The sequence below is a fragment of the Brevundimonas lenta genome (assembly GCF_014196335.1).
Classification (GTDB): Bacteria; Pseudomonadota; Alphaproteobacteria; order Caulobacterales; family Caulobacteraceae; genus Brevundimonas; species Brevundimonas lenta.
The window spans coordinates 517,008-535,159 of sequence record NZ_JACIDM010000001.1 but is presented as its reverse complement, the minus strand read 5'-3'; the positions used below and the strand labels follow the sequence as shown (position 1 = coordinate 535,159).

The window sequence follows — 18,152 nt, the reverse complement described above, 5'->3', positions numbered from 1 at the left end:
GGGGACGGTTCGGGGCCTAGCCGAACTCGGCTTCCAGATCGGCCAGGCGGGCGGCCTGATCCTCGGCGATCAGGGCGTTCAGCAGCGGGTCGATGTCGCCTTCGAGGATCTGCGGCAGGCTGTGCAGGGTCAGGCCGATGCGGTGGTCGGTCACCCGGCCCTGCGGGAAGTTGTAGGTGCGGATACGCTCCGACCGGTCGCCCGAGCCGACCTGCGACTTGCGGGCGTCCGAACGCGCGAGATCCTTGGCCTGGCGCTGCATGTCGTACAGGCGGACGCGCAGGTTCTTCATCGCCTTGTCGCGGTTCACGTGCTGCGACTTCTCGGACGAGGTCACCACGATCCCCGACGGGAAGTGAGTGATGCGCACCGCGGAGTCCGTCTTGTTGACGTGCTGGCCGCCCGAGCCGGAGGCGCGGAAGGTGTCGATGCGGATGTCCTTGTCCTGGATGTCGATCTCGACGTCCTCGACCTCGGGCAGGACGGCGACCGTGGCGGCCGAGGTGTGGATGCGTCCGCCGGCCTCGGTGGTCGGCACGCGCTGGACGCGGTGGACGCCGGATTCGAACTTCAGGCGGCCGAAGACGCCGTCGCCGGTGACGGTGGCGATGATTTCCTTGTAGCCGCCGGCGTCGCCCTCGGTGGCGCTGTCGACCTCGACCCGCCAGCCGCGCGTGGAGGCGTAGCGCGAGTACATGCGGAACAGGTCGCCGGCGAACAGGGCGGCCTCGTCGCCGCCGGTGCCGGCGCGCACTTCGAGCACGGCGGAGGCGTTCTCGTCGGCGTCGCGGGGGGCCAGCAGCAGGGCGACCTCGCGCTCCATGTCCGGCAGGCGCTCCTTGAGGTCCTGCAGCTCGTCGGCGGCCATCTCGGCCATCTCGGGATCGGCGGCCATGGCCTCCAGATCGACCATCTCGGCGCGGGTGCGGGCCAGCGCCATGACGGCGTCGGCGACCGGCTTCATCTCGGCGTGCTCTTTCGACAGGCGCACGATCTCGGCGCCGTCGCTGGCCGCGCCCATGCGCGCCTCCACCTGGTGGAAGCGGTCGAGCACCTGATCGAGCCGGGCCTGCGGAAGTCTCACGTCGAACAGCTTTCAATTGCGGGAGCGGTCCTTACCCCGCCGCGCGCATCCCTGTCGATGAGCGGGGCCGCGGGCCGCTTTCCGGAGACCGTAACCTTCGGGCATCACGGCCAAAAATGTCGGTCGGGGAACGCAACCCCAGGCATGCCTCCACTGGACATTGGCCCCGCTATTGGAGTAGTCACGAAATCGTGTCCGGGTGTTTCGGACCATTCCTTTTGGGGGGAACCATTATGAAGAAGTCCATCGCGGCCGCGCTTTGCGCGTCGCTCGCCCTTGCTGCGTGCGCCTCGAGCCCGGAAAGCATTGAAGCCACCTACATCTCGCCGGCGACCTACGGCTCGCTGGACTGCGCCCAACTGGAGCAGGAACTGATCCGCGTCGGCAACCGCGTGAACGTGGTCACCGGCCGCCAGCGCAGCCAGGCGCAGAACGACGCCATGGTGATGGGCGTCGGCCTGGTCCTGTTCTGGCCCGCCCTGTTCTTCCTGAAGGGCAATGGCGGCGCGACCGAGCTCGGCCAACTGAAGGGCGAATATGACGCCCTGCACGCCAACGCGACGGAAAAGCGTTGCGGCTTCGAAGCTCGCACCGCCTCCTAAGCGGCGACTGACTAGCTAGATCCAAGGGGCGACGGTCGAGAGGCCGTCGCCCTACGGCGTTCTGGACCCTGAAAAATGCGACGGCTCGCCGGTCGCTATGCTCAGGCCGGACGCGTATCCGCGAAGCTGGCGCGAGCCTCCAGCCCGTCGCGCAGGGCGACCAGCCCCGGACGACCCGTCGCCCAGTCGTAATCGGGATGACGGAAGCCGATCCAGGTCACGGCCACGCCGGCGGTGATCGTCCCCACATTCAGATCGTCGGCGCTGAGCCCTTCGGCCTCCAGCGCATCCAGCGCACGACCCATGTTTTCGGTCCAGCGGGCCATCCATGAGGGCGAGCGCTCGGTCTCGGGCCGGCGCTTCTCCAGCAGCAGTTTCACGCCCATCTCCAGCGCGCCGTTGGCCATGGTCTCGATGCGGCGCACCCGCAGCCGCTCCGCGCCGTCCGCCGGGAGCAGGCGCGCGCCGGCGCCGAGGGTGTCGAGGTATTCGCAGATCACCGGGCTGTCGTTGATGGGCCGGCCGTCCTCGGCGATCAGAGTCGGCACCTGGACCACCGGGTTGGACGACAGCAGCTCGGGCGCATTAGCGTAGGGATCGACCGCGATCTCCTCGATCCGTCCGGCCAGCCCCTTCTCGCGGGCGACGATCCGGCATTTGCGGGCGTAGGGCGAAGGCGTGGTGATGTAGAGCTTCATGGAGCGGTCGGACCCGGGGCGACGCAGCGCTTGTCGCGCAACAGGGTCCATTCATCGCATTGGCGGCCGTCCGTGAAGACGCAAACGCCGTATTCGTCGCCGCTGGCGCTGCGGCGGACCTGGTGCGATCCGCCCTGGTTCACGCAGTTGACCGAGGCCGGGTTGGCCATGCCGAGGTTGGGTCGGGTTTCGGGCTCTGTCGCCGGCGCCGCGCAGGCGGCCAACACGAAAAGCAGCACTGGCAGGCAAGCGTTTCGAACCCGGGCCATCGGCCTTCCCCCTATTCCGCGGCGGTGCGCACCGCCTCTTGCGCCGCCCGCGCCGCTTCCAGCTCGGCGGCCTTGCGTTCGACCTGTTGGACGATCTCGTCGATCATCCCCTCATTGGCCTGTTTGTGGGCGATCTTGCCGTTCAGATAGACCATGCCGGCGCCCTTGCCGCCACCGGTGAAACCGACGTCGGTGTAGAGCGCCTCGCCCGGGCCGTTGACGACGCAGCCGATGATCGACAGCGACATCGGCGTGGTCACGTGGGCCAGCTTCTCCTCGAGGATGCCGACCGTCTCGATGACGTTGAAGCCCTGCCGCGCGCACGACGGACAGGCGATGATGTTCACGCCGCGATGGCGCAGGCCCAGCGACTTGAGAATGTCGAAGCCGACCTTGATCTCCTCGACCGGATCGGCGGCCAGCGACACGCGGATGGTGTCGCCGATGCCGGCCCACAGCATCGAGCCCATGCCGATGGCCGACTTGATCGTGCCGGTGCGCAGCGGCCCCGCCTCGGTGACGCCCAGGTGCAGCGGGCAGTCGATGGCCTCGGCCAGCTGCTGGTAGGCGGCCACGGTCAGGAAGGGGTCGGACGCCTTCACCGAGATCTTGAACTCGTGGAAGTCGTTGTCCTGGAGGATGCGGGCGTGGTTCAGCGCGCTCTCGACCATGGCGTCGGGACAGGGCTCGCCGTATTTCTCCAGCAGCTCCTTCTCGAGGCTGCCGGCATTGACGCCGATGCGCATGGAGCAGCCGTGGTCGCGGGCGGCCTGGATGACTTCGCGGACGCGGTCCGGCGAGCCGATATTGCCCGGATTGATGCGCAGACAGGCGGCGCCGGCCTGGGCGGCCTCGATGCCGCGCTTGTAGTGGAAGTGAATGTCCGCAACGAGCGGCACCTTGGCCTCGCGGGCTATGGTGCGGAAGGCGGCGGTGGAGTCCTCGTCGGGGCACGACACCCGCACGATGTCGGCGCCGGCCTCTTCCAGCTGGCGGATCTGGTCGATGGTCGCGGCCGCGTCGCTGGTCGGCGTATTGGTCATCGACTGGACGCTGATCGGCGCATCGCCGCCCACGGCGACGTTTCCGACCATGATCTGGCGGCTCTTGCGGCGCTCGATGTGGCGCCACGGGCGGACGTGGGTGTGATCCATGCTCATGCGAGGCGGAACATAGGCTCAGGATTGCGGCATGGCCACGACACGCGTCGTCGCGGCGTCGCTATTGCGGGGTCTGAAGCGAAACCGGCTGGAGCTGGGCCTGGGCGTTGGCCGCCTGGGCCTGAACCTGGGCCTGCGCCTGGGCGGCGGCCTGGCGTGCGGCGGCTTCGGTGCGGGCCGTGACCTCGGCCGCGGCCTGACGGGCCAGGGCCTGAGCGCGCTGGTTCAGCTGGACCAGCGAGGTCTGGGCCGCCAGCAGCGGACCGCCGTGCTCGCCGTTCAGATAGACGTCGAAGGCGGTGACGTCCTGAACGTCGACCACGGCCGCCACGCCCAGAGGGGCGCGCCAGGCGTCGCCGGCCGCCAGCTGGCGGGCGAACAGCACGCGGCCGTCGGCCATGCGCACGATCAGATAGGCCGACTTCTTCGCCTGCAGCACGACCTGCGAGGCGTTGGCCGACTCGCCGTAGATGGCGCCGCGCGGGTTGAAGGCCTTGGCCACCGGCGTCGCCGCAGCCGCTGCGGCGGCCATCGCCTCGGGCGAGGTCGGGTCGACGCCGGTCAGTTCGGTTTCGAGGCCCGGGGTGACGTAGAGGGCAGGCACGGTCTGGTCCGGCGGGGCCGGACGGGGCGCGGTCAGACGCATCGAAGCCTGCTGGCCGGGCACGGTGCCCAGACGCCAGCTCTCCGGCACCTCGGCGATGTCGGACGGTTGCGGCGCGCGCATCAGGCTGACGCGCTGGAAGACGTTCCAGCCGACCACGGCCACGACCAGCGCCAGGCAGGCGGCGATCAGGCGGGGCGAATAGCGCTTCACCTCCTCGAAGGCGACGCCGACCGGCGGCTGCAGCGGCACGGAGGGATCCGGGCTTTCGCGCTTGAACCGCTCGACCGCCAGCTGCTCGTCCAGGCCCAGGGCCGAGGCGTAGGCGCGGACATAGCCGATCGAGAAGACGCGGTTGGGCAGGACCGAGAAATCGTTCTGTTCGAGGGCGACCAGATAGCGCGAGGGCACGCGGGTCACGCTGGACAGCTCGGCCAGCGAGCGGCCGGACAGTTCGCGGGCTTCCCGCAGTCCGTCGCCCAGAGTCGATGCTTCCGTGATGGACGGGACGACGTCCCTCCAGTCGGCTTGCGATCCAAACTCTCCCGGGCCCTTGCCCGTATGCAGCGCCATAACGCCCGACCCCACGCTCGGCGACACGGAACTCCCGCCCGCCGTACTCGAACCCGGCCCCTGTATCATATCGGGATGACAGTCAGGGCCCGCCCCTGGGGCCCCATCGAATTCACCCTGTGGATAACTCATAAGGGTCGACCGATCAATGATTTGTTAAGCACCTCGGCCGTTCCGGCCCGGCACAGATCAGATCGCGACGTTCAACTTTCGGGCCAGGGTCTCGAGCTCGCCCCGGATGGAGGCGGAGGAGGATCCCAGCAGGTTCGCCATGCCCCGCCGGGCCGCGGCCAGATCGGCGGACAGGATCATGCGCTTGACCGGCCCGACGCCCCCGGCCGGGGCCGACAGGCGGGTGAAGCCCAGCGTCAGCAGGGCGAAGGCCTCCAGCGGCCGGCCCGCCAGCTCGCCGCAGACCGAGACCGGCGTGCCGGTGTCGGCGCATTTGCGCTGGATCTCGGCCAGGGCCCGCAGCGCCGGCGGCGACATCGGGTCGTAGCGATCCGAGACCAGCGGGTTCGTGCGGTCGGCGGCGAACATGTACTGGAACAGGTCATTGGTGCCGATCGAGACGAAGTCCGTCAGCGGCAGCAGGGCGTCGAGGTGCCACAGCAGGCTGGGGCATTCGATCATCGCCCCGACGCGCAGCAGGGCGGGAAGCTCGCGGCCGCGCCGCTTGGCCCAGGCGCATTCGACGTCGACCAGTTCGCGGGCGGCGCGGAACTCGTCGACCGTGGCGATCATCGGGAACATGACGCGCAGCTCGCGCCCGGCGGCGGCGGTCAGCAGGGCGCGCAGCTGAAGCCGCAGCAGGCCCGGCCGGTCGAGGCCCAGACGGATGGCGCGGCGCCCCAGGGCCGGGTTCTCCTCCCGCTCGGTCGTCTCGAGATAGGGCAGCACCTTGTCGCCGCCGATATCCAGGGTGCGGAAGGTGACCGGCCGGGTCCCGGCGGTGTCCAGCACCAGCTTGTAGAGGGCGGTCTGGCTGTCGAGACGCGGCAGCTCCTCCGAGACCATGAACTGGAACTCGGTGCGGAACAGGCCGATGCCCTCGGCCCCCGTCGCGTCCAGGTTCTCGAGATCGACGGCGAGGCCGGCGTTGGTGTGCAGGGTGATGCGCTGGCCGTCGGCGGTGATGGCGGGCGTGTCGCGCAGCTTGGCGAACTCGGCCTGGCGGTGGCTGCGCACCTCCATCCGCGACTGCACCGCCGACAGCATGTCGGGGCGCGGGCGCAGATAGGCCTCGCCAGTCTCGCCGTCGACGATGACCAGGTCGCCCTCGGACAGGCGGTCGCGCAGCCCCATAAGGCGGCCGACGCAGGGGATCTGCAGGGCGCGGGCGACGATGGCGGCGTGGCTGGCGGCCGAGCCTTCTTCCAGCAGCAGGCCGCGGATCTTGTGGCGCGGATACTCCAGCAGGTCGGCGGGGCCCAGGTTACGGGCGACCAGGATGGAGTCGGGCGGCAGGTCGCGCTCGCCCGGGCTGTCGCCGGCCAGAACCCGCAACAGGCGGTTGGCCAGGTCCTCGAAGTCGTGCAGCCGCTCCTTGATGTAGGGGTCGCGCGCCTTGGCGAAGCGGGCGCGGTGTTCGTTGCGGACGCGGTCGACGGCGGCTTCGGCCGTCAGGCCGGTGCGCACGGCCTCCTCCAGCGACCGGTTCCAGCCCCGGTCGTCGGCGAACATGCGGTAGGTTTCCAGCACCTCGAACGACTGGCCCGCCAGCTTGCCCTGCCCGCCTTCCAGCATGGCGTCGATGTTGGCCTTCAGCCCGATCAGGGCCTCGCGCAGACGGATCTCCTCGACCTGCTGGTTCTCGGCCAGCAGGTTTTCCGGCGGGACGGGGGCCTCGTGCAGGACGACGTGGCCATACGCCAGCCCTTCGGCGAAGGCTTGGCCCTTGAGACGTTCCGGTCGGTGGGGCGCGACCTCGATGTCGCGCAGCTCTTCCTGACCCAGCAGTTCGCCGGAGGCCACGGTCTCGGCCAGCACCATGGCGATGGTCTGGATGTCCTCGACCTCTTCCTCGTCGTAGCGCCGCTCGGAGCGGTTCTGGACGACCAGCACGCCGATGGCGCGGCCGCCGCGCAGCAGGGGGGCGCCGAGGAAGGCGTGGTACGGGTCTTCACCGGTTTCCGGGCGGTACGAGAAGCTGGGGTGCGACGGCGCGTCCGACAGGCTGATCGGGGCGGCCGAGCGGGCCACCTCGCCGACCAGGCCCTCGCCCGGACGCAGGCGGGTCTTGTGCACGGCCTCGGGCTTCAGGCCCTGGGTGGCGAACAGTTCGAGGTCGCCGGACGCCCGGCGCAGGTAGATGGAGCACACTTCGGCGACCATCGACTGGGCGATGATCCTGACAACGGTGTCCAGCCGATCCTGGGCCGGCGACGCTCCCGCCATAGCCTCGCGGATCTGGCGAAGGAGGTTACGCGGCCCCCTCGTCGTCAATCCGCCAACCGGCATGCCCCCTCCCGTTTCGAGCGCCCAATGTGGGTGCTGCCAAGCTTACAATCTAGACCGCTTCCAATCCGTAAGCCGAATGAAGCGCACGAACGGCCAGTTCCGCATAGGCCGCATCGATCAGCACGCTGATCTTGATCTCGGATGTCGAGATGGCCTGGAACTTCACGCCCTTGTCCGCCAGGGCCTTGAACATGGTCTGTGCGACGCCCGCATGACTGCGCATGCCGACCCCGACGACCGAGACCTTGGCCACGTCCTCGTCGACGCGCAGCTCCTCGAAACCGATCTCGGCTTGCGCGCCGCGCATCAACTCGGCGGCGCGGGCGGCGTCGCGACGGCCGGTGGTGAAGGTCAGGTTGACCGCCCCCTCGGTGCGCGCCTGCGACTGGACGATCATGTCCACGTTGACGTTGGCGTCGGCCAGCCGGGTGAAGACGTCGGCGGGCGCCTCGACCCGGTCGGACAGGCCCAGCAGGGTGATGCGGGCTTCGTCGCGGCTCATGGTCACGCCGGACACGATGCGTTTTTCCACGATTTCCTCCTCGTCGCAGATCAGGGTGCCGGACTTGACGGGCAGCACGCCGTTCTCGTCGGGTTCGATAAAGCTGGACAGGACCCGGACCGGGACCTGTTTCGCCATGGCCAGTTCGACCGAGCGCGTCTGCAGCACCTTGGCGCCCAGCGACGCCATCTCCAGCATCTCCTCGTAGGAGACCTTTTCGAGGCGGCGGGCGCGGGATTCGATGCGCGGGTCGGTCGTGTAGACGCCGTCGACGTCCGTATAGATATCGCAGGGGCACTCCAGCGCCGCCGCCACGGCTACCGCCGAGGTGTCGGAGCCGCCGCGGCCCAGGGTGGTGATGCGGCCGTCGCGGGTGACGCCCTGGAAGCCGGGGACCACGGCGATCTCGCCCTTGTCCAGCGCGGCGCCCAGCACCTCGCCCGGCACGTCCTCGATGCGGGCGCGGCCGTGGGCGTCGTCGGTCAGGATCGGAATCTGCCAACCCATCCAGCTGCGCGCGTTCAGACCCATGTTGCGGAGCGTCAGCGCCAGCAGGCCGGCGGTGACCTGTTCGCCCGAGGCGACGACGACGTCGTATTCGTCGTCCGACATCTCGATGCCCTGGGCGGGTCGACCGGCGCCGTCGGTCCAGGCGACCAGCTCATTGGTCTTGCCGGCCATGGCCGAGACGACGACGGCGACCTTCCTGCCGGCCTGCGCTTCGGCGGCGACGATGCGGGCTGCGCGCCGGATGCGTTCGAGGTCCCCCATAGAGGTGCCTCCGAACTTCATCACCAGTCGATCTGACTCTGGCCGCGTCATCCTGGCAGAAGGCTCCGTCTTGCGTGAAAGGGCGCAGCGGTTCATCGCTTGCGCCCATGGTCGCTTCTAACGGCACGGTATCGGCGCGGGAACCCCAAAGCGCCGGGGAATTCAACGATCAGGCGGCGGGACCGTCGATCGACCCCGCGGACGTGGCCCGCTTCTCGGCCCAGGCGGCCGAATGGTGGGACGCGAAGGGTCCGTTCGCCCCCCTGCATCGCTTCAATCCGGCGCGCCTGACCTTCGTGCGGGACCGCGCCGCCGAACGCTTCGGGCGCGACCCGAAGACCCGCGCCGCCTTCGAGGGCCTGACACTATTGGATGTCGGCTGCGGCGGCGGGCTGATCGCCGAGCCGATGCGGCGCCTGGGCTTCGCCGTCACCGCCGTCGACGCCTCCAGCGAGAACATCGGCACCGCCCGCGCCCATGCGCAGCAGCAGGGCCTGGACATCGCCTACCGCGCCGCCACCGTCGAACAGCTGGAGGCCGAAGGGGCCGGGCCGTACGACGTCGTGCTGACGATGGAAGTGATCGAGCACGTCGCCGATCCGGAGGCCTTCGTGCGCGCCTGTTCGCGGCTGGTGAAGCCCGGCGGCATGATGATCGTCGCCACCCTGAACCGCACCCTGAAGGCGCTGGCGCTGGGCAAGTTCGCCGCCGAGTACGTGCTGCGCTGGGTCCCGGCCGGCACCCACGACTGGCGCCAGTTCATCAAGCCCGACGAACTGCGCCTGATGCTGTCGCACGAGCCCGTGGCGGTCACCGGCCCCTACGGCCTGGCCTACGATCCGCTGTCTGACCGCTGGTCGGAAGGCTCTGACGCCGATATCAACTACATGATGATCGCCACGCGGGACTGATCCCGGACCGGGCGACGGAGAATTCCTGCTTCCATGTTCGCCATGCTTTTCGCCGGCCTGCTGGCCACCACGCCCGCTTCCGCCCCCGCGCCGCAGGCCGCGGCCGAACCGGCCACCGCCACGCGCGGCGCCGCCGGCGTCTGCATCCGCTGGTCCCGCAACCGCCAGTCGCGCGTCGCCGAGGCGGTGATCGCCAAATCGTCCGGCAACGCCGATTTCGACTCCATGATCACCCGCACCATCCCGTCGTGGGACTGGCCGGTGGGCGTCGACAACTATCGCGGCGAATGGGTCGGCATCTGGATGGCGCTCGGCGGCGCGCAAAGCCCGAACGAGCCCCTGCCCGACTGTTCGCACCTGCGCGACCGCGCCTGGGCCCCGGCCCCCGCTGCGACTACGCCAGCGGCCTGATCATGTAACGCGCGTCGGGGCCGTAGCTGGCGAGCTTCGCCGACATCCCCGGCGCGTCCGACACCGTGAAGCCGTGCCCTTCCCAGAAGCGCACGGCGTCATTGACCGCGACCAGGGCCAGGGCGGGCCAGCCGGCGGCCCGCGCCTGATCGGCCAGGGCCTCCACGATCGGCTTCGACGCGCCCGAGCCCCGCGCATCGGGATGGATGGCGAGGTCGTGCAGATACATGACCGCCGCGTCGTCCGGGATCGCCTCGATCAGGGTGTTCAGCGCCGGAGCGGAACCCGCGCTCCACGGATAGGCCACCAGATAGCCCAGCGGCCGGTCGTCGGCGCCGGCCAGGACGAAACAGCCGGGGGCGTTCAGGGCCAGACGGTTCTCGAAACAGTCGCGACCCTCGAAATGCTCGGGGAACCCGATGACGGCGATGTCAGCGACGGCGTCCAGATCGGCCGGCGTCATCGCCCGCCAGGTCAGGTCGGGCAGCGGGCGTTCAGTTCGGCCTTCCGGTAGCGCCATTCCATATCCTGCGGCTGGCCGTTCATCTGGCCGTCGATACGGGCGGTCAGGCGGTCTCCGTCGAGGGTGTACGTGATCCGCTGCGGGAAGTCGTTCTCCGGATTGACGAAGACGGCGCGCGTGGCGGTCACCTCGGTCGCCGGGAAGATCACCGGCGGCTGGCCGCCCGGCTGGGCGAAATAGGCGACGCCGCCCTCGTGCGGGGCGATGCGGAACATCTCGAAGCTGGCGCGGCCGCCGGCCAGGGTCATGCCGTGGCCGGCCAACAGGCCGCCGCGCGGATCGCTCCAGGTCTCGGACACCTCCTGGCCGTCCTCGCAGGTCAGCCAGTAGCCGCTGAACCAGGACAGGTCGGCGGCGGTCGGTTCGGCCAGGGCCGCGGCGGCGGCGAGTGCGGCGATGATCGGCATGTCGGATCCCCTCGGTGACCCCGCATGTCTAGGCCGGGACGGTGTCGCCCGGCTTGTAGGATTGCGACGCCATCAGCCGGGCCAGCTCCACCTGCTCGCGCGCCCATTCGGTGGCGGTGCAGCCGAGGAAGCGGCGGAAATCGCGCGCCATCTGCGGCTGGTCGAAATAGCCGGCGTCCAGACCGGCGCGCAGCCAGGCCCCGGCCTCCGGATCGGCGACCTGGGCGGCGTTGTTGAACACGCGGCGGAAGCGGAAGACCGAGCGGAGGGTCTGGGGCGGCACGCCGACGCGGTCGTGGAAGGCCCGCTGCAGGGCGCGCCGTTCGGCGGAGTTGCGGGCCGCACCCGGTTCGGCGGCCGCGGCGGCTTCGACTTCGGCGCGGACGACGGGATCGAGGGTCCAGGCGCGGGCGGCCGTCTGCAGCCAGTCGAGGATGGAGGGGACGTCCCAGGTCAGGCCGGCCGGGATCAGGTCCGACGCGTCGAGCGCCCGGTCGGTCGCTTCGGCCAGGGGACGCCCGAGGAAACCGCGCGCGCCGTCGGGCTGGAAGCGCACCGCGATCAGATCGACCGGACCGGTGGGTCGCAGCGCCAGCGGCCGGGTCAGCTGGCCGGCGAAGACGATGTTCGGCTGGGTCCGCCAGGCACCGTCGGGGCACAGCTCCTCGTAGGGTTCGCCGGATTCGAACACCAGTTCGGGACAGCCGTCCGGAGCGATGCGCTGCACCGCGCCCGAGGGGGCCGGCGCGACATAGGTCCAGATCACCCGGACGAAGGGCTTGAGCGCCTCCGGCGGCTCGATCTCCTCGTAGCGATCCTCCCCCGACACGCCCGGCGCCTAGTTCATCTTGGCCGGATCGGGCGGCAGCGACGGCAGCGGCGAGCAGGGGACGCCGTCGTCCTTCAGCTTCTTCACATCGGCGGGCGTGGCCTCGCCGTAGATCTCGCGCTTCTCGGAGCGGCCCTCGTGGATGTCGCGGGCCTCGCGGGCGAAGGCGTCGCCGACGTAGTCGAAATTCTGCTCGACGTGGGACCGAACCTCGCGGGCCATCTGCGTCATCATCGTCTGCATCTTCGCCGCCATGTCCGGCGCGGCGGACTTCTTCGTCCCGGCCACGGCGGGGGCCATGATCTGCTTGCGGACGGCGGTCGAGCCGCACATCGGGCATTCCACCAGACCGCGGCCGGCCTGGTCGTCATAGTCGGACGACGATCCGAACCACGCCTCGAAGCCGTGGTCGTGCTCGCAGGTCAGGGCGTAGCGGATCATGACGGCAGCACGAATTCGCGGTCGTGGGTCAGCTGCGGCACCGCATTGCGGGCGCGGGCGACCGCGTCGAAATCCAGGGTGGCGAACAGGACGCCGGGTTCGTCATTGTCGAGGTTGGCGATCACCTCGCCCCAGGGCGCGACCACGGTCGAACGGCCCCAGGTGCGGCGGCCGTCCTCGTGCGTACCGGCCTGCGCCGGAGCCAGAACATAGGCGCCGGTCTCGATGGCCCGGGCGCGCAGCAGGGTCTCCCAGTGCGCCTCGCCGGTCGGCACGGTGAAGGCGGCGGGGACGGAGATCATCACCGCTCCGGCCTTCGCCAGCGCCCGATGCAGCTGCGGGAAGCGGATGTCGTAGCAGATGGTCAGGCCGAGCTTGCCCCACGGCGTGTCGGCGATCACGGCGCCATCGCCCGGCCGGATCGAGGCGCTCTCGCGCCAGCGCTCACCCGTCGGCAGGTCGACGTCATAGACGTGCAGCTTGTCGTAGGTCGCAGCGACCTCGCCCGCGTCGTCGATCAGGATCGAGCGGTTGGCGGCGCGGTCGTCGCCGTCGTGGCCCGACTTCACGATGGCCGAGCCGATCAGCAGCCAGACGCCCAGCTCCCTGGCCAGGCCGCGCAGCTTCTGCACGACCTCGTCGGCGTCGGCCGTGGTCAACACGGCGTCGCGCTTCGCCCGGTCCTGGATGAGGAAATTGGTGGCCTCGGGCGTCAGGATCAGCTTCGCCCCGCCCGCCGCAGCCTCGCGGATCAGCGGCTCGACATGGGCGAACGCCGCCGCCGGCGAGGCCGGGGTGCGGGTCTGGATCAGGGCGATCGGCAGGGTGGTCATCAGGCCTCGAGCAATGGGTCCAGCTCGCCCTTGCGGTCAAGCGCATGCAGGTCGTCGGAACCGCCGACGTGTTTTCCGTCGATGAAGATCTGCGGGAAGGTCATGCGGCCGTTGGAACGCTGGATCATCTCCTGCTTCTTCGCCGGATCGGCCGAGGCGACGATCTCGACGAATTCCACGCCCTTGCGCTCCAGCAGGTCCTTGGCGGCGTAGCAGTAGCCGCAGCCCGGCTTGGTGTAGATGACGACTTCGGCCAACACATAATCTCCGTACACGGGCCAGAAACGGCGGCCCTCAACTCATTTAGTGATTTCGCGCGCCGTGCGCACCCGGGCGACGATCGCCAGGTCCACGGCGCGGGCGCCGGCCTCGATCAACGCGCGGGCGCAGGCCTCGGCGGTGGCGCCCGTGGTCAACACGTCGTCGACCAGAAGGATGCGGCGGCCCTTGATCCGCCGACGGCCCGCCTCGGTGACGGCGAAGGCCTTCTTCACGTTCAGCCGACGCCCCCGCGCCGACTTGCCGCCCTGGGAGGTGGTGTGGGTCTGTCGGACCAGGGCGTCAGGCAGATAGTCGAGGTCGGCGTCGCGGGCCAGCGGCCGGGCGATCTCGGCGGCCTGGTTGAAGCGGCGCGACAGCAGGCGGAAGCGGTGCAGCGGTACGGGCACGATGGCGTCCGCCTCCGCCAGCAGCGGCGCGGCCGAGCGACTGACCCAGCGGGCGAACAGGGGCGCGAACGGCTGGTGGTCGCCGTGTTTGAACTTCAGGATCAGGCCGCGCGACGCCTCGTCGTAGACACAGGCGGCCCTCGCCCGGGCGAAGGCGTAGGGCTGGGCCATGCAGGCGGCGCAGCGGTCGGAGGCGAAGGCCCCGCCGTCCATCTCGAACCCCGCCCCGCAGCCGTCGCAGACCGGATCCTCGAGAAAGACGACGCGGCTCCAGGCGTCCGCCGTCAGGCCGGCGGCGGCGGTCGCCTCCGGACTGTCGTGGGCCAGCGGCGGCAGCAGCAGATCGACCACGCCGCGCGCCAGAGTCCATCCCAGCGAACGTCCAACGCCGGTCGCGGCTTCCCATCGCTCGCGCCAGACCCCATCCTGAAGGCTCATGTCCCCCTCCTCCGGTCCCCCCGTCATCTTCGACAGCCAGCGCCGTACGGCAAGGCTTGAGCGCAGCGAAAAACGTTTCGCCGGCGCCGACTTCCTGCACGCGCGGGCGGCGCAGAACGCCGTCGACAGCTTGGACGCCCTGGTCCGCGAGTGGCCGGAGGTCGCGGACCTGTCCGCCCATCCGGGCCCGTTCGCAACCGCCCTGGCCGACAGCGACGCCGCCGCGCGCGTCGGTCCGGTGAAGACCGTCGGCGGTCGCGGCGAGCGCGCGGGGCCCGGCAACGCGCCGCTGGCCCTGCCCGACCAGTCCCAGGACCTGATCGTCAGCCTGATGAGCCTGCACTGGGCCAACGACCTGCCCGGCGCCCTGACCCAGATCCGCCGCGCCCTGAAGCCGGACGGCCTGTTCGTCGGCACCCTGCTGGGCGCCGGCACGCTGAAGGAGCTGCGCGCCGTCCTGACCGAGGCCGAGCTGGAGCAGCGCGGCGGGGCCCAGGCGCGGGTGTCGCCCTTCGCCGACGGCTTCGACGGCGCCGCCCTGCTGCAGCGCGCGGGCTTCGCCCTGCCGGTGTCGGACGTGGACCGGCTGACGGTGCGCTATCCGGACCTGTTCGCCCTGATCCGCGACCTGCGCGCCATGGGCGAGACCAATGTGCTGACCGGCGCCGGCCGCCCCCTGACGCGCGGCATCGTCGCCCGCGCGGCGCAGCTCTATGCGGAAAAGTTCGGCGAGCCGGACGGCCGCATCCCGGCGACCTTCGAGATCGTGCATCTGGCCGGCTGGGCCCCGCACGAAAGCCAGCAGAAGCCCCTGCCCCGCGGCTCTGCGAAGATGCGGCTGGCGGATGCGCTCGGCGTGAAGGAGCAGACGGGGGAGGAGTGAGCCCTAGCCGCCCATCGCGCTGTTGATCGCGGTCATCGCCTTCTGGAACAGGCCGTTCGTCGCGTCGCCGAAGGCGGTCAGCGAGCCGAGGATGGCCAGGAATATCAGGGCGATGATCAGGCCGTATTCGATCGCGGTCGCGCCGTCCTCGTCGTCCCGGAAGCGGGTCAGGAAACGTCCCATCGGCGCGGCCTTCGGCTAGAGCAGGTCGCGCAGCCAGGCGACCAGGGGTTCGTCGGCCGGGGGCATGGGATAGTCCGACAACTGGTTCGGCCGCACCCACTTCAGCGCCGAATGCTCGTGCGCCTGAACCACCCCTGACCAACGGCGGCACAGGTACAGTGGCATCAACAGGTGAAAGGACTCGTAAGCGTGACTGGTAAACACGAACGGGGCCAGGCAGGCCTCGTTCACATCGATGCCCAGCTCTTCCTTCAGCTCACGGATCAGGGCCTGTTCCGGACGTTCGCCGGGATCGACCTTGCCGCCCGGAAACTCCCACAGCCCGGCCAGCTGCTTGCCCTCGGGCCGCTGCGCGATGAGCACGCGGCCGTCGGTGTCGATGAGGGCGACGGCGACGACGAGGACGGTCTTCAGCGGCTCGCTCACGAGCGATAGTCGCCGTTGATCTCGACGTAGCGCTTGGTCAGGTCGCAGGTCCACACGGTGGCCGAGGCCCGGCCGGAGCCGACGTCGACGGTGATGTCGATCTCGGGCCGCTTCATGTAGGCGCTCATCTTCGCCTCGTCGTAGGCCGGCGACGGGGCGCCGTCGATGGCGGCGACGTGCGGGCCGAATTTGATCATCAGACGATCGCGGTCGACGGCTTCCTCGGTCTTGCCGACGGCCATGACCACGCGGCCCCAGTTGGCGTCCTCGCCGGCGAGGGCGGTCTTCACCAGCGGACTGTCGGCGATCGACTTGGCCAGTTTGCGGGCCGAGGCGGGCGAGGCCGCGCCGTCGACGGTGACACGGACGAATTTGGTCGCCCCCTCGCCGTCGCGGACCAGCTGGTGGGCGAGGTCCAGCATGACCCTGTCCAGCGCCTCGCCGAAGGCCTTCAGGCGACGGTCGCCGACCCGGCCGATGCGCGGCGCGCCGGACGTGCCAGTGGCGAACAGCAGGCAGGTGTCGTTGGTCGAGGTGTCGCCGTCGACCGTCACGCTGTTGAAGGTCGTGCGCACATGCAGACCCAACAGGGCCTGCAGCACGTTCGGATGGATGTTCGCGTCGGTGACGATGAAGGCCAGCATGGTCGCCATGTCGGGCGCGATCATGCCCGAGCCCTTGGCGATGCCGGCGATGCGCACCTTGTGCCCGTCGATCTCGCACTCGGCGTACGAGCCCTTGGGGAAGGTGTCGGTGGTCATGATCGCCGACCCGGCCGCGGCCCAGTTGTCGGCGTCCAGACGGGCCTCGATGTCCGGCAGGCGGGCGGCGATCTTGCGGTCGTCCAGCACCACGCCGATCACCCCGGTCGAGGCCAGCATGACGTCGCGCTGGCGGCAGCCGAAGCGTTTGGCGACCTCGGAAGCCGTGCGGCGGGCCGCGTCGGCCCCGGCCTTGCCGGTGAAGGCGTTGGCGCAGCCGGCGTTGACCACCAGGGCGCGGACGTCCCGGCCGCCGTCCTCGGCGCCCAGATGGCGCTTGCACCAGTCGACCGGCGCCGAGCCGACCTTGTGGCGCGTGAACACCCCGGCGCAGCTGGTGCCGCGCGCGAAGCTGAACACCACAAGGTCCTCGCGCTCGTGCTTGTAGAAGCCGGCGCGGCCGGTCGCGATCTCGACTCCGCCGATGGGCGGAATGGTCGGGAAGGGCACGGCCAGCGGCGACACCTGCAGGCCCGGCTTTCCGGGCGCGGCGGGCGCGGGCGTCTTCGGCGGCGTGGTGGCGCGCTTCAGCGCGGTCGCCAGCGGGTCCAGCGCCTTTTCGATAGCCTGTTCGATCTTCTGGCCGGTCGATCCCCGGCCGGGGGCGGGCGTCTTGCTCATGGGGCTTTCTTGGGCGCGGGGGCGGCGGTGGCGGACGGCGCGGGAGCCGGCGCCGCGGGGGCGGCCGGGCGCGGCGCGGACGCCGGTTCGGGCGAGTTCGCGCCCTCCGAACCCAGAAGCACCTCGACCTTCGCCTTGCCGCGCAGGTTCTCAAGCAACTCCCGCACGCCTTCATAGGTCAGGTAACGGACGATCTGCGGCCGCGCCTGCTCCAGCGTCGGCGGGGTTTCGCGGCGTCGGTCCTCGACACGCAGCACGGCCCAGCCGCCTTCGGTCTGGAACGGACCGACGGTCGAACCGGCGGGACGGTCGCGAAGGGCGTTGCTGTAGGCCTGCGGCATGACGTCCAGCGTCGAATAGCCGAGGTCGCCGCCGGAGAAGCGGGTCGCCTCGTCGATCGACCGCTCCATGGCCACGGCCTCGAAGGCGGCGCCCTGGTTCAGAATGCCGACCACGGCGTCGGCCTCGGCCTTGGTGCGCGACAGGATCAGGCGGGTGCGGATTTCCTCGGACGTCCGGGCGAGGCGCAGTTGCTCCTGGTACAGGGTCTCGACCGCGCGGTCGTTGATGGTGTTGTTGACCTGGGCCTCGACCAGCATGTCGCCGAGGATGCGTTCGCGGGTCGCCTCAAGCCGGCGCTGGGCCAGCGGCGAGTTGTCCAGACCACGGCGCTCGGCCTCGGCGGCCAGCAGCTTCTGGTCGATGACCTCTTCCAGCACGCGGCGGAACAGGTCGGACGAGACGTCCAGCGGCTCGCCCTCGCCGACCAGGCCCTGCGCCACCGCCTCGCGCTTCACGTCGGAGGCCCAGATGGTGTCGTCCTGGACCCGGGCCACGGCGCGATCGCCGGCCTCGGGCGGACGGTCGTCGCCCCCGCCGCGGCCGCAGGCGGCGACGGTCAGCGCAAGCGCCATCACGACGGGAAACAGGACGCGGGAAGGCCTCATGCAGGCGCGCTCCGTCTGCGGGCGGCAATAGCCCTCGCGTTGACAGGGATAAGGCCGGTGCTTAAGTCCCGGCTGCGCCCAAGTCGAGGGGTTTTCGAACGTTCGCGCGGCCCCACGCAACGTGCCTGTAAAAGGCGCTTCGGGCCG

22 protein-coding genes are annotated in these 18,152 nt (G+C 70.2%); 4 read left to right on the top strand and 18 right to left on the bottom strand.

Annotated features, from left to right (window positions below; genetic code table 11):
* Positions 1 to 16: 16 nt before the first annotated feature.
* A complete protein-coding gene (prfA, locus tag GGR12_RS02725) occupies positions 17 to 1,084 on the bottom strand; it encodes a peptide chain release factor 1 (protein ID WP_183202630.1) in 1,068 nt (355 codons plus the stop codon).
* Between the two features lie 233 nt (positions 1,085 to 1,317).
* Between prfA and GGR12_RS02720 the strand changes: the two genes are divergently transcribed.
* On the top strand, positions 1,318 to 1,686 hold the full coding sequence (locus GGR12_RS02720; RefSeq protein ID WP_183202628.1) for a hypothetical protein: 369 nt from the start codon (positions 1,318 to 1,320) through the stop codon (positions 1,684 to 1,686).
* Positions 1,687 to 1,787: 101 nt separating this feature from the next.
* Here GGR12_RS02720 and GGR12_RS02715 read toward each other — a convergent pair whose 3' ends face one another.
* The 6 genes from GGR12_RS02715 to GGR12_RS02690 all read right to left on the bottom strand — a co-directional run bounded on the left by GGR12_RS02715 (position 1,788) and on the right by GGR12_RS02690 (position 8,774).
* Positions 1,788 to 2,384, bottom strand: coding sequence for a glutathione S-transferase N-terminal domain-containing protein (locus GGR12_RS02715; protein ID WP_183202626.1), 597 nt, complete (start codon positions 2,382 to 2,384; stop codon positions 1,788 to 1,790).
* Complete coding sequence (locus tag GGR12_RS02710) at positions 2,381 to 2,653, bottom strand: putative hemolysin (protein WP_183202624.1); 273 nt, start codon at positions 2,651 to 2,653, stop codon at positions 2,381 to 2,383. The genes GGR12_RS02715 and GGR12_RS02710 overlap by 4 nt, the downstream gene beginning before the upstream one ends.
* A gap of 11 nt (positions 2,654 to 2,664) precedes the next feature.
* Complete coding sequence (ispG, locus tag GGR12_RS02705) at positions 2,665 to 3,813, bottom strand: flavodoxin-dependent (E)-4-hydroxy-3-methylbut-2-enyl-diphosphate synthase (RefSeq protein ID WP_183202622.1); 1,149 nt, start codon at positions 3,811 to 3,813, stop codon at positions 2,665 to 2,667.
* 61 nt (positions 3,814 to 3,874) lie between these two features.
* Positions 3,875 to 4,990 (bottom strand): helix-turn-helix domain-containing protein, encoded by a 1,116-nt coding sequence (locus tag GGR12_RS02700; protein ID WP_183202620.1) that lies wholly within the window; start codon positions 4,988 to 4,990, stop codon positions 3,875 to 3,877.
* Between the two features lie 189 nt (positions 4,991 to 5,179).
* On the bottom strand, positions 5,180 to 7,387 hold the full coding sequence (gene ptsP / locus GGR12_RS02695) for a phosphoenolpyruvate--protein phosphotransferase (RefSeq protein WP_425486203.1): 2,208 nt from the start codon (positions 7,385 to 7,387) through the stop codon (positions 5,180 to 5,182).
* Positions 7,388 to 7,499: 112 nt separating this feature from the next.
* Positions 7,500 to 8,774 carry an aspartate kinase gene (locus GGR12_RS02690; RefSeq protein ID WP_183202615.1) on the bottom strand — a complete coding sequence of 425 codons (1,275 nt, stop codon included), beginning with the start codon at positions 8,772 to 8,774 and terminating at the stop codon, positions 7,500 to 7,502.
* Positions 8,775 to 8,830: 56 nt separating this feature from the next.
* Between GGR12_RS02690 and ubiG the strand changes: the two genes are divergently transcribed.
* Both ubiG and GGR12_RS02680 read left to right on the top strand, forming a co-directional pair.
* Complete coding sequence (ubiG, locus tag GGR12_RS02685) at positions 8,831 to 9,634, top strand: bifunctional 2-polyprenyl-6-hydroxyphenol methylase/3-demethylubiquinol 3-O-methyltransferase UbiG (protein ID WP_183202613.1); 804 nt, start codon at positions 8,831 to 8,833, stop codon at positions 9,632 to 9,634.
* A 33-nt stretch (positions 9,635 to 9,667) separates the two neighbouring features.
* Entirely contained in the window at positions 9,668 to 10,045 is a 378-nt protein-coding gene (locus GGR12_RS02680; protein ID WP_183202611.1) for a hypothetical protein, read from the top strand.
* Here GGR12_RS02680 and GGR12_RS02675 read toward each other — a convergent pair.
* From GGR12_RS02675 to GGR12_RS02645, 7 genes are read right to left on the bottom strand one after another with little or no spacing between them, the layout of a single operon-like run.
* The gene (locus tag GGR12_RS02675) at positions 10,029 to 10,565 is read right to left on the bottom strand and encodes a GNAT family N-acetyltransferase (RefSeq protein ID WP_246328715.1); all 537 of its coding nucleotides are present in this window, start codon (positions 10,563 to 10,565) and stop codon (positions 10,029 to 10,031) included. The genes GGR12_RS02680 and GGR12_RS02675 overlap by 17 nt on opposite strands.
* Complete coding sequence (locus GGR12_RS02670; RefSeq protein ID WP_183202609.1) at positions 10,520 to 10,975, bottom strand: DUF6265 family protein; 456 nt, start codon at positions 10,973 to 10,975, stop codon at positions 10,520 to 10,522. The genes GGR12_RS02675 and GGR12_RS02670 overlap by 46 nt, the downstream gene beginning before the upstream one ends.
* A 28-nt stretch (positions 10,976 to 11,003) precedes the next feature.
* Positions 11,004 to 11,804, bottom strand: coding sequence for a DUF6597 domain-containing transcriptional factor (locus GGR12_RS16815; RefSeq protein WP_183202607.1), 801 nt, complete (start codon positions 11,802 to 11,804; stop codon positions 11,004 to 11,006).
* Between the two features lie 9 nt (positions 11,805 to 11,813).
* Entirely contained in the window at positions 11,814 to 12,245 is a 432-nt protein-coding gene (locus GGR12_RS02660; RefSeq protein ID WP_183202605.1) for a DUF1178 family protein, read from the bottom strand.
* Positions 12,242 to 13,078, bottom strand: a complete 837-nt coding sequence (locus GGR12_RS02655) for a carbon-nitrogen hydrolase family protein (RefSeq protein ID WP_221212184.1) — start codon at positions 13,076 to 13,078, stop codon at positions 12,242 to 12,244. The genes GGR12_RS02660 and GGR12_RS02655 overlap by 4 nt, the downstream gene beginning before the upstream one ends.
* Complete coding sequence (grxC, locus tag GGR12_RS02650) at positions 13,078 to 13,335, bottom strand: glutaredoxin 3 (protein ID WP_183202603.1); 258 nt, start codon at positions 13,333 to 13,335, stop codon at positions 13,078 to 13,080. Before grxC ends, GGR12_RS02655 begins: the two co-directional genes overlap by 1 nt.
* Before the next feature lie 42 nt (positions 13,336 to 13,377).
* Complete coding sequence (locus tag GGR12_RS02645) at positions 13,378 to 14,184, bottom strand: ComFC family protein (RefSeq protein WP_183202601.1); 807 nt, start codon at positions 14,182 to 14,184, stop codon at positions 13,378 to 13,380.
* Here GGR12_RS02645 and GGR12_RS02640 point away from each other — a divergent pair.
* Positions 14,183 to 15,067, top strand: coding sequence for a methyltransferase domain-containing protein (locus GGR12_RS02640; RefSeq protein WP_183202599.1), 885 nt, complete (start codon positions 14,183 to 14,185; stop codon positions 15,065 to 15,067). The two genes, GGR12_RS02645 and GGR12_RS02640, sit on opposite strands and share 2 nt — an antisense overlap.
* Before the next feature lie 3 nt (positions 15,068 to 15,070).
* On the opposite strand, the gene GGR12_RS02635 is transcribed toward GGR12_RS02640, so the two are convergent.
* The 4 genes from GGR12_RS02635 to GGR12_RS02620 are packed head-to-tail and all read right to left on the bottom strand — an operon-like array spanning position 15,071 to position 18,005.
* A complete protein-coding gene (locus GGR12_RS02635) occupies positions 15,071 to 15,250 on the bottom strand; it encodes a Flp family type IVb pilin (RefSeq protein ID WP_183202597.1) in 180 nt (59 codons plus the stop codon).
* A gap of 15 nt (positions 15,251 to 15,265) precedes the next feature.
* Positions 15,266 to 15,664 (bottom strand): 8-oxo-dGTP diphosphatase MutT, encoded by a 399-nt coding sequence (gene mutT, locus GGR12_RS02630; protein ID WP_221212243.1) that lies wholly within the window; start codon positions 15,662 to 15,664, stop codon positions 15,266 to 15,268.
* A gap of 8 nt (positions 15,665 to 15,672) precedes the next feature.
* Complete coding sequence (gene argJ / locus GGR12_RS02625; RefSeq protein WP_183202593.1) at positions 15,673 to 17,058, bottom strand: bifunctional glutamate N-acetyltransferase/amino-acid acetyltransferase ArgJ; 1,386 nt, start codon at positions 17,056 to 17,058, stop codon at positions 15,673 to 15,675.
* Positions 17,055 to 18,005: a peptidylprolyl isomerase gene (locus GGR12_RS02620; protein WP_183202590.1), complete on the bottom strand. Its 951-nt coding sequence runs from the start codon at positions 18,003 to 18,005 to the stop codon at positions 17,055 to 17,057. The genes argJ and GGR12_RS02620 overlap by 4 nt, the downstream gene beginning before the upstream one ends.
* Between the last annotated feature and the right edge of the window lie 147 nt (positions 18,006 to 18,152).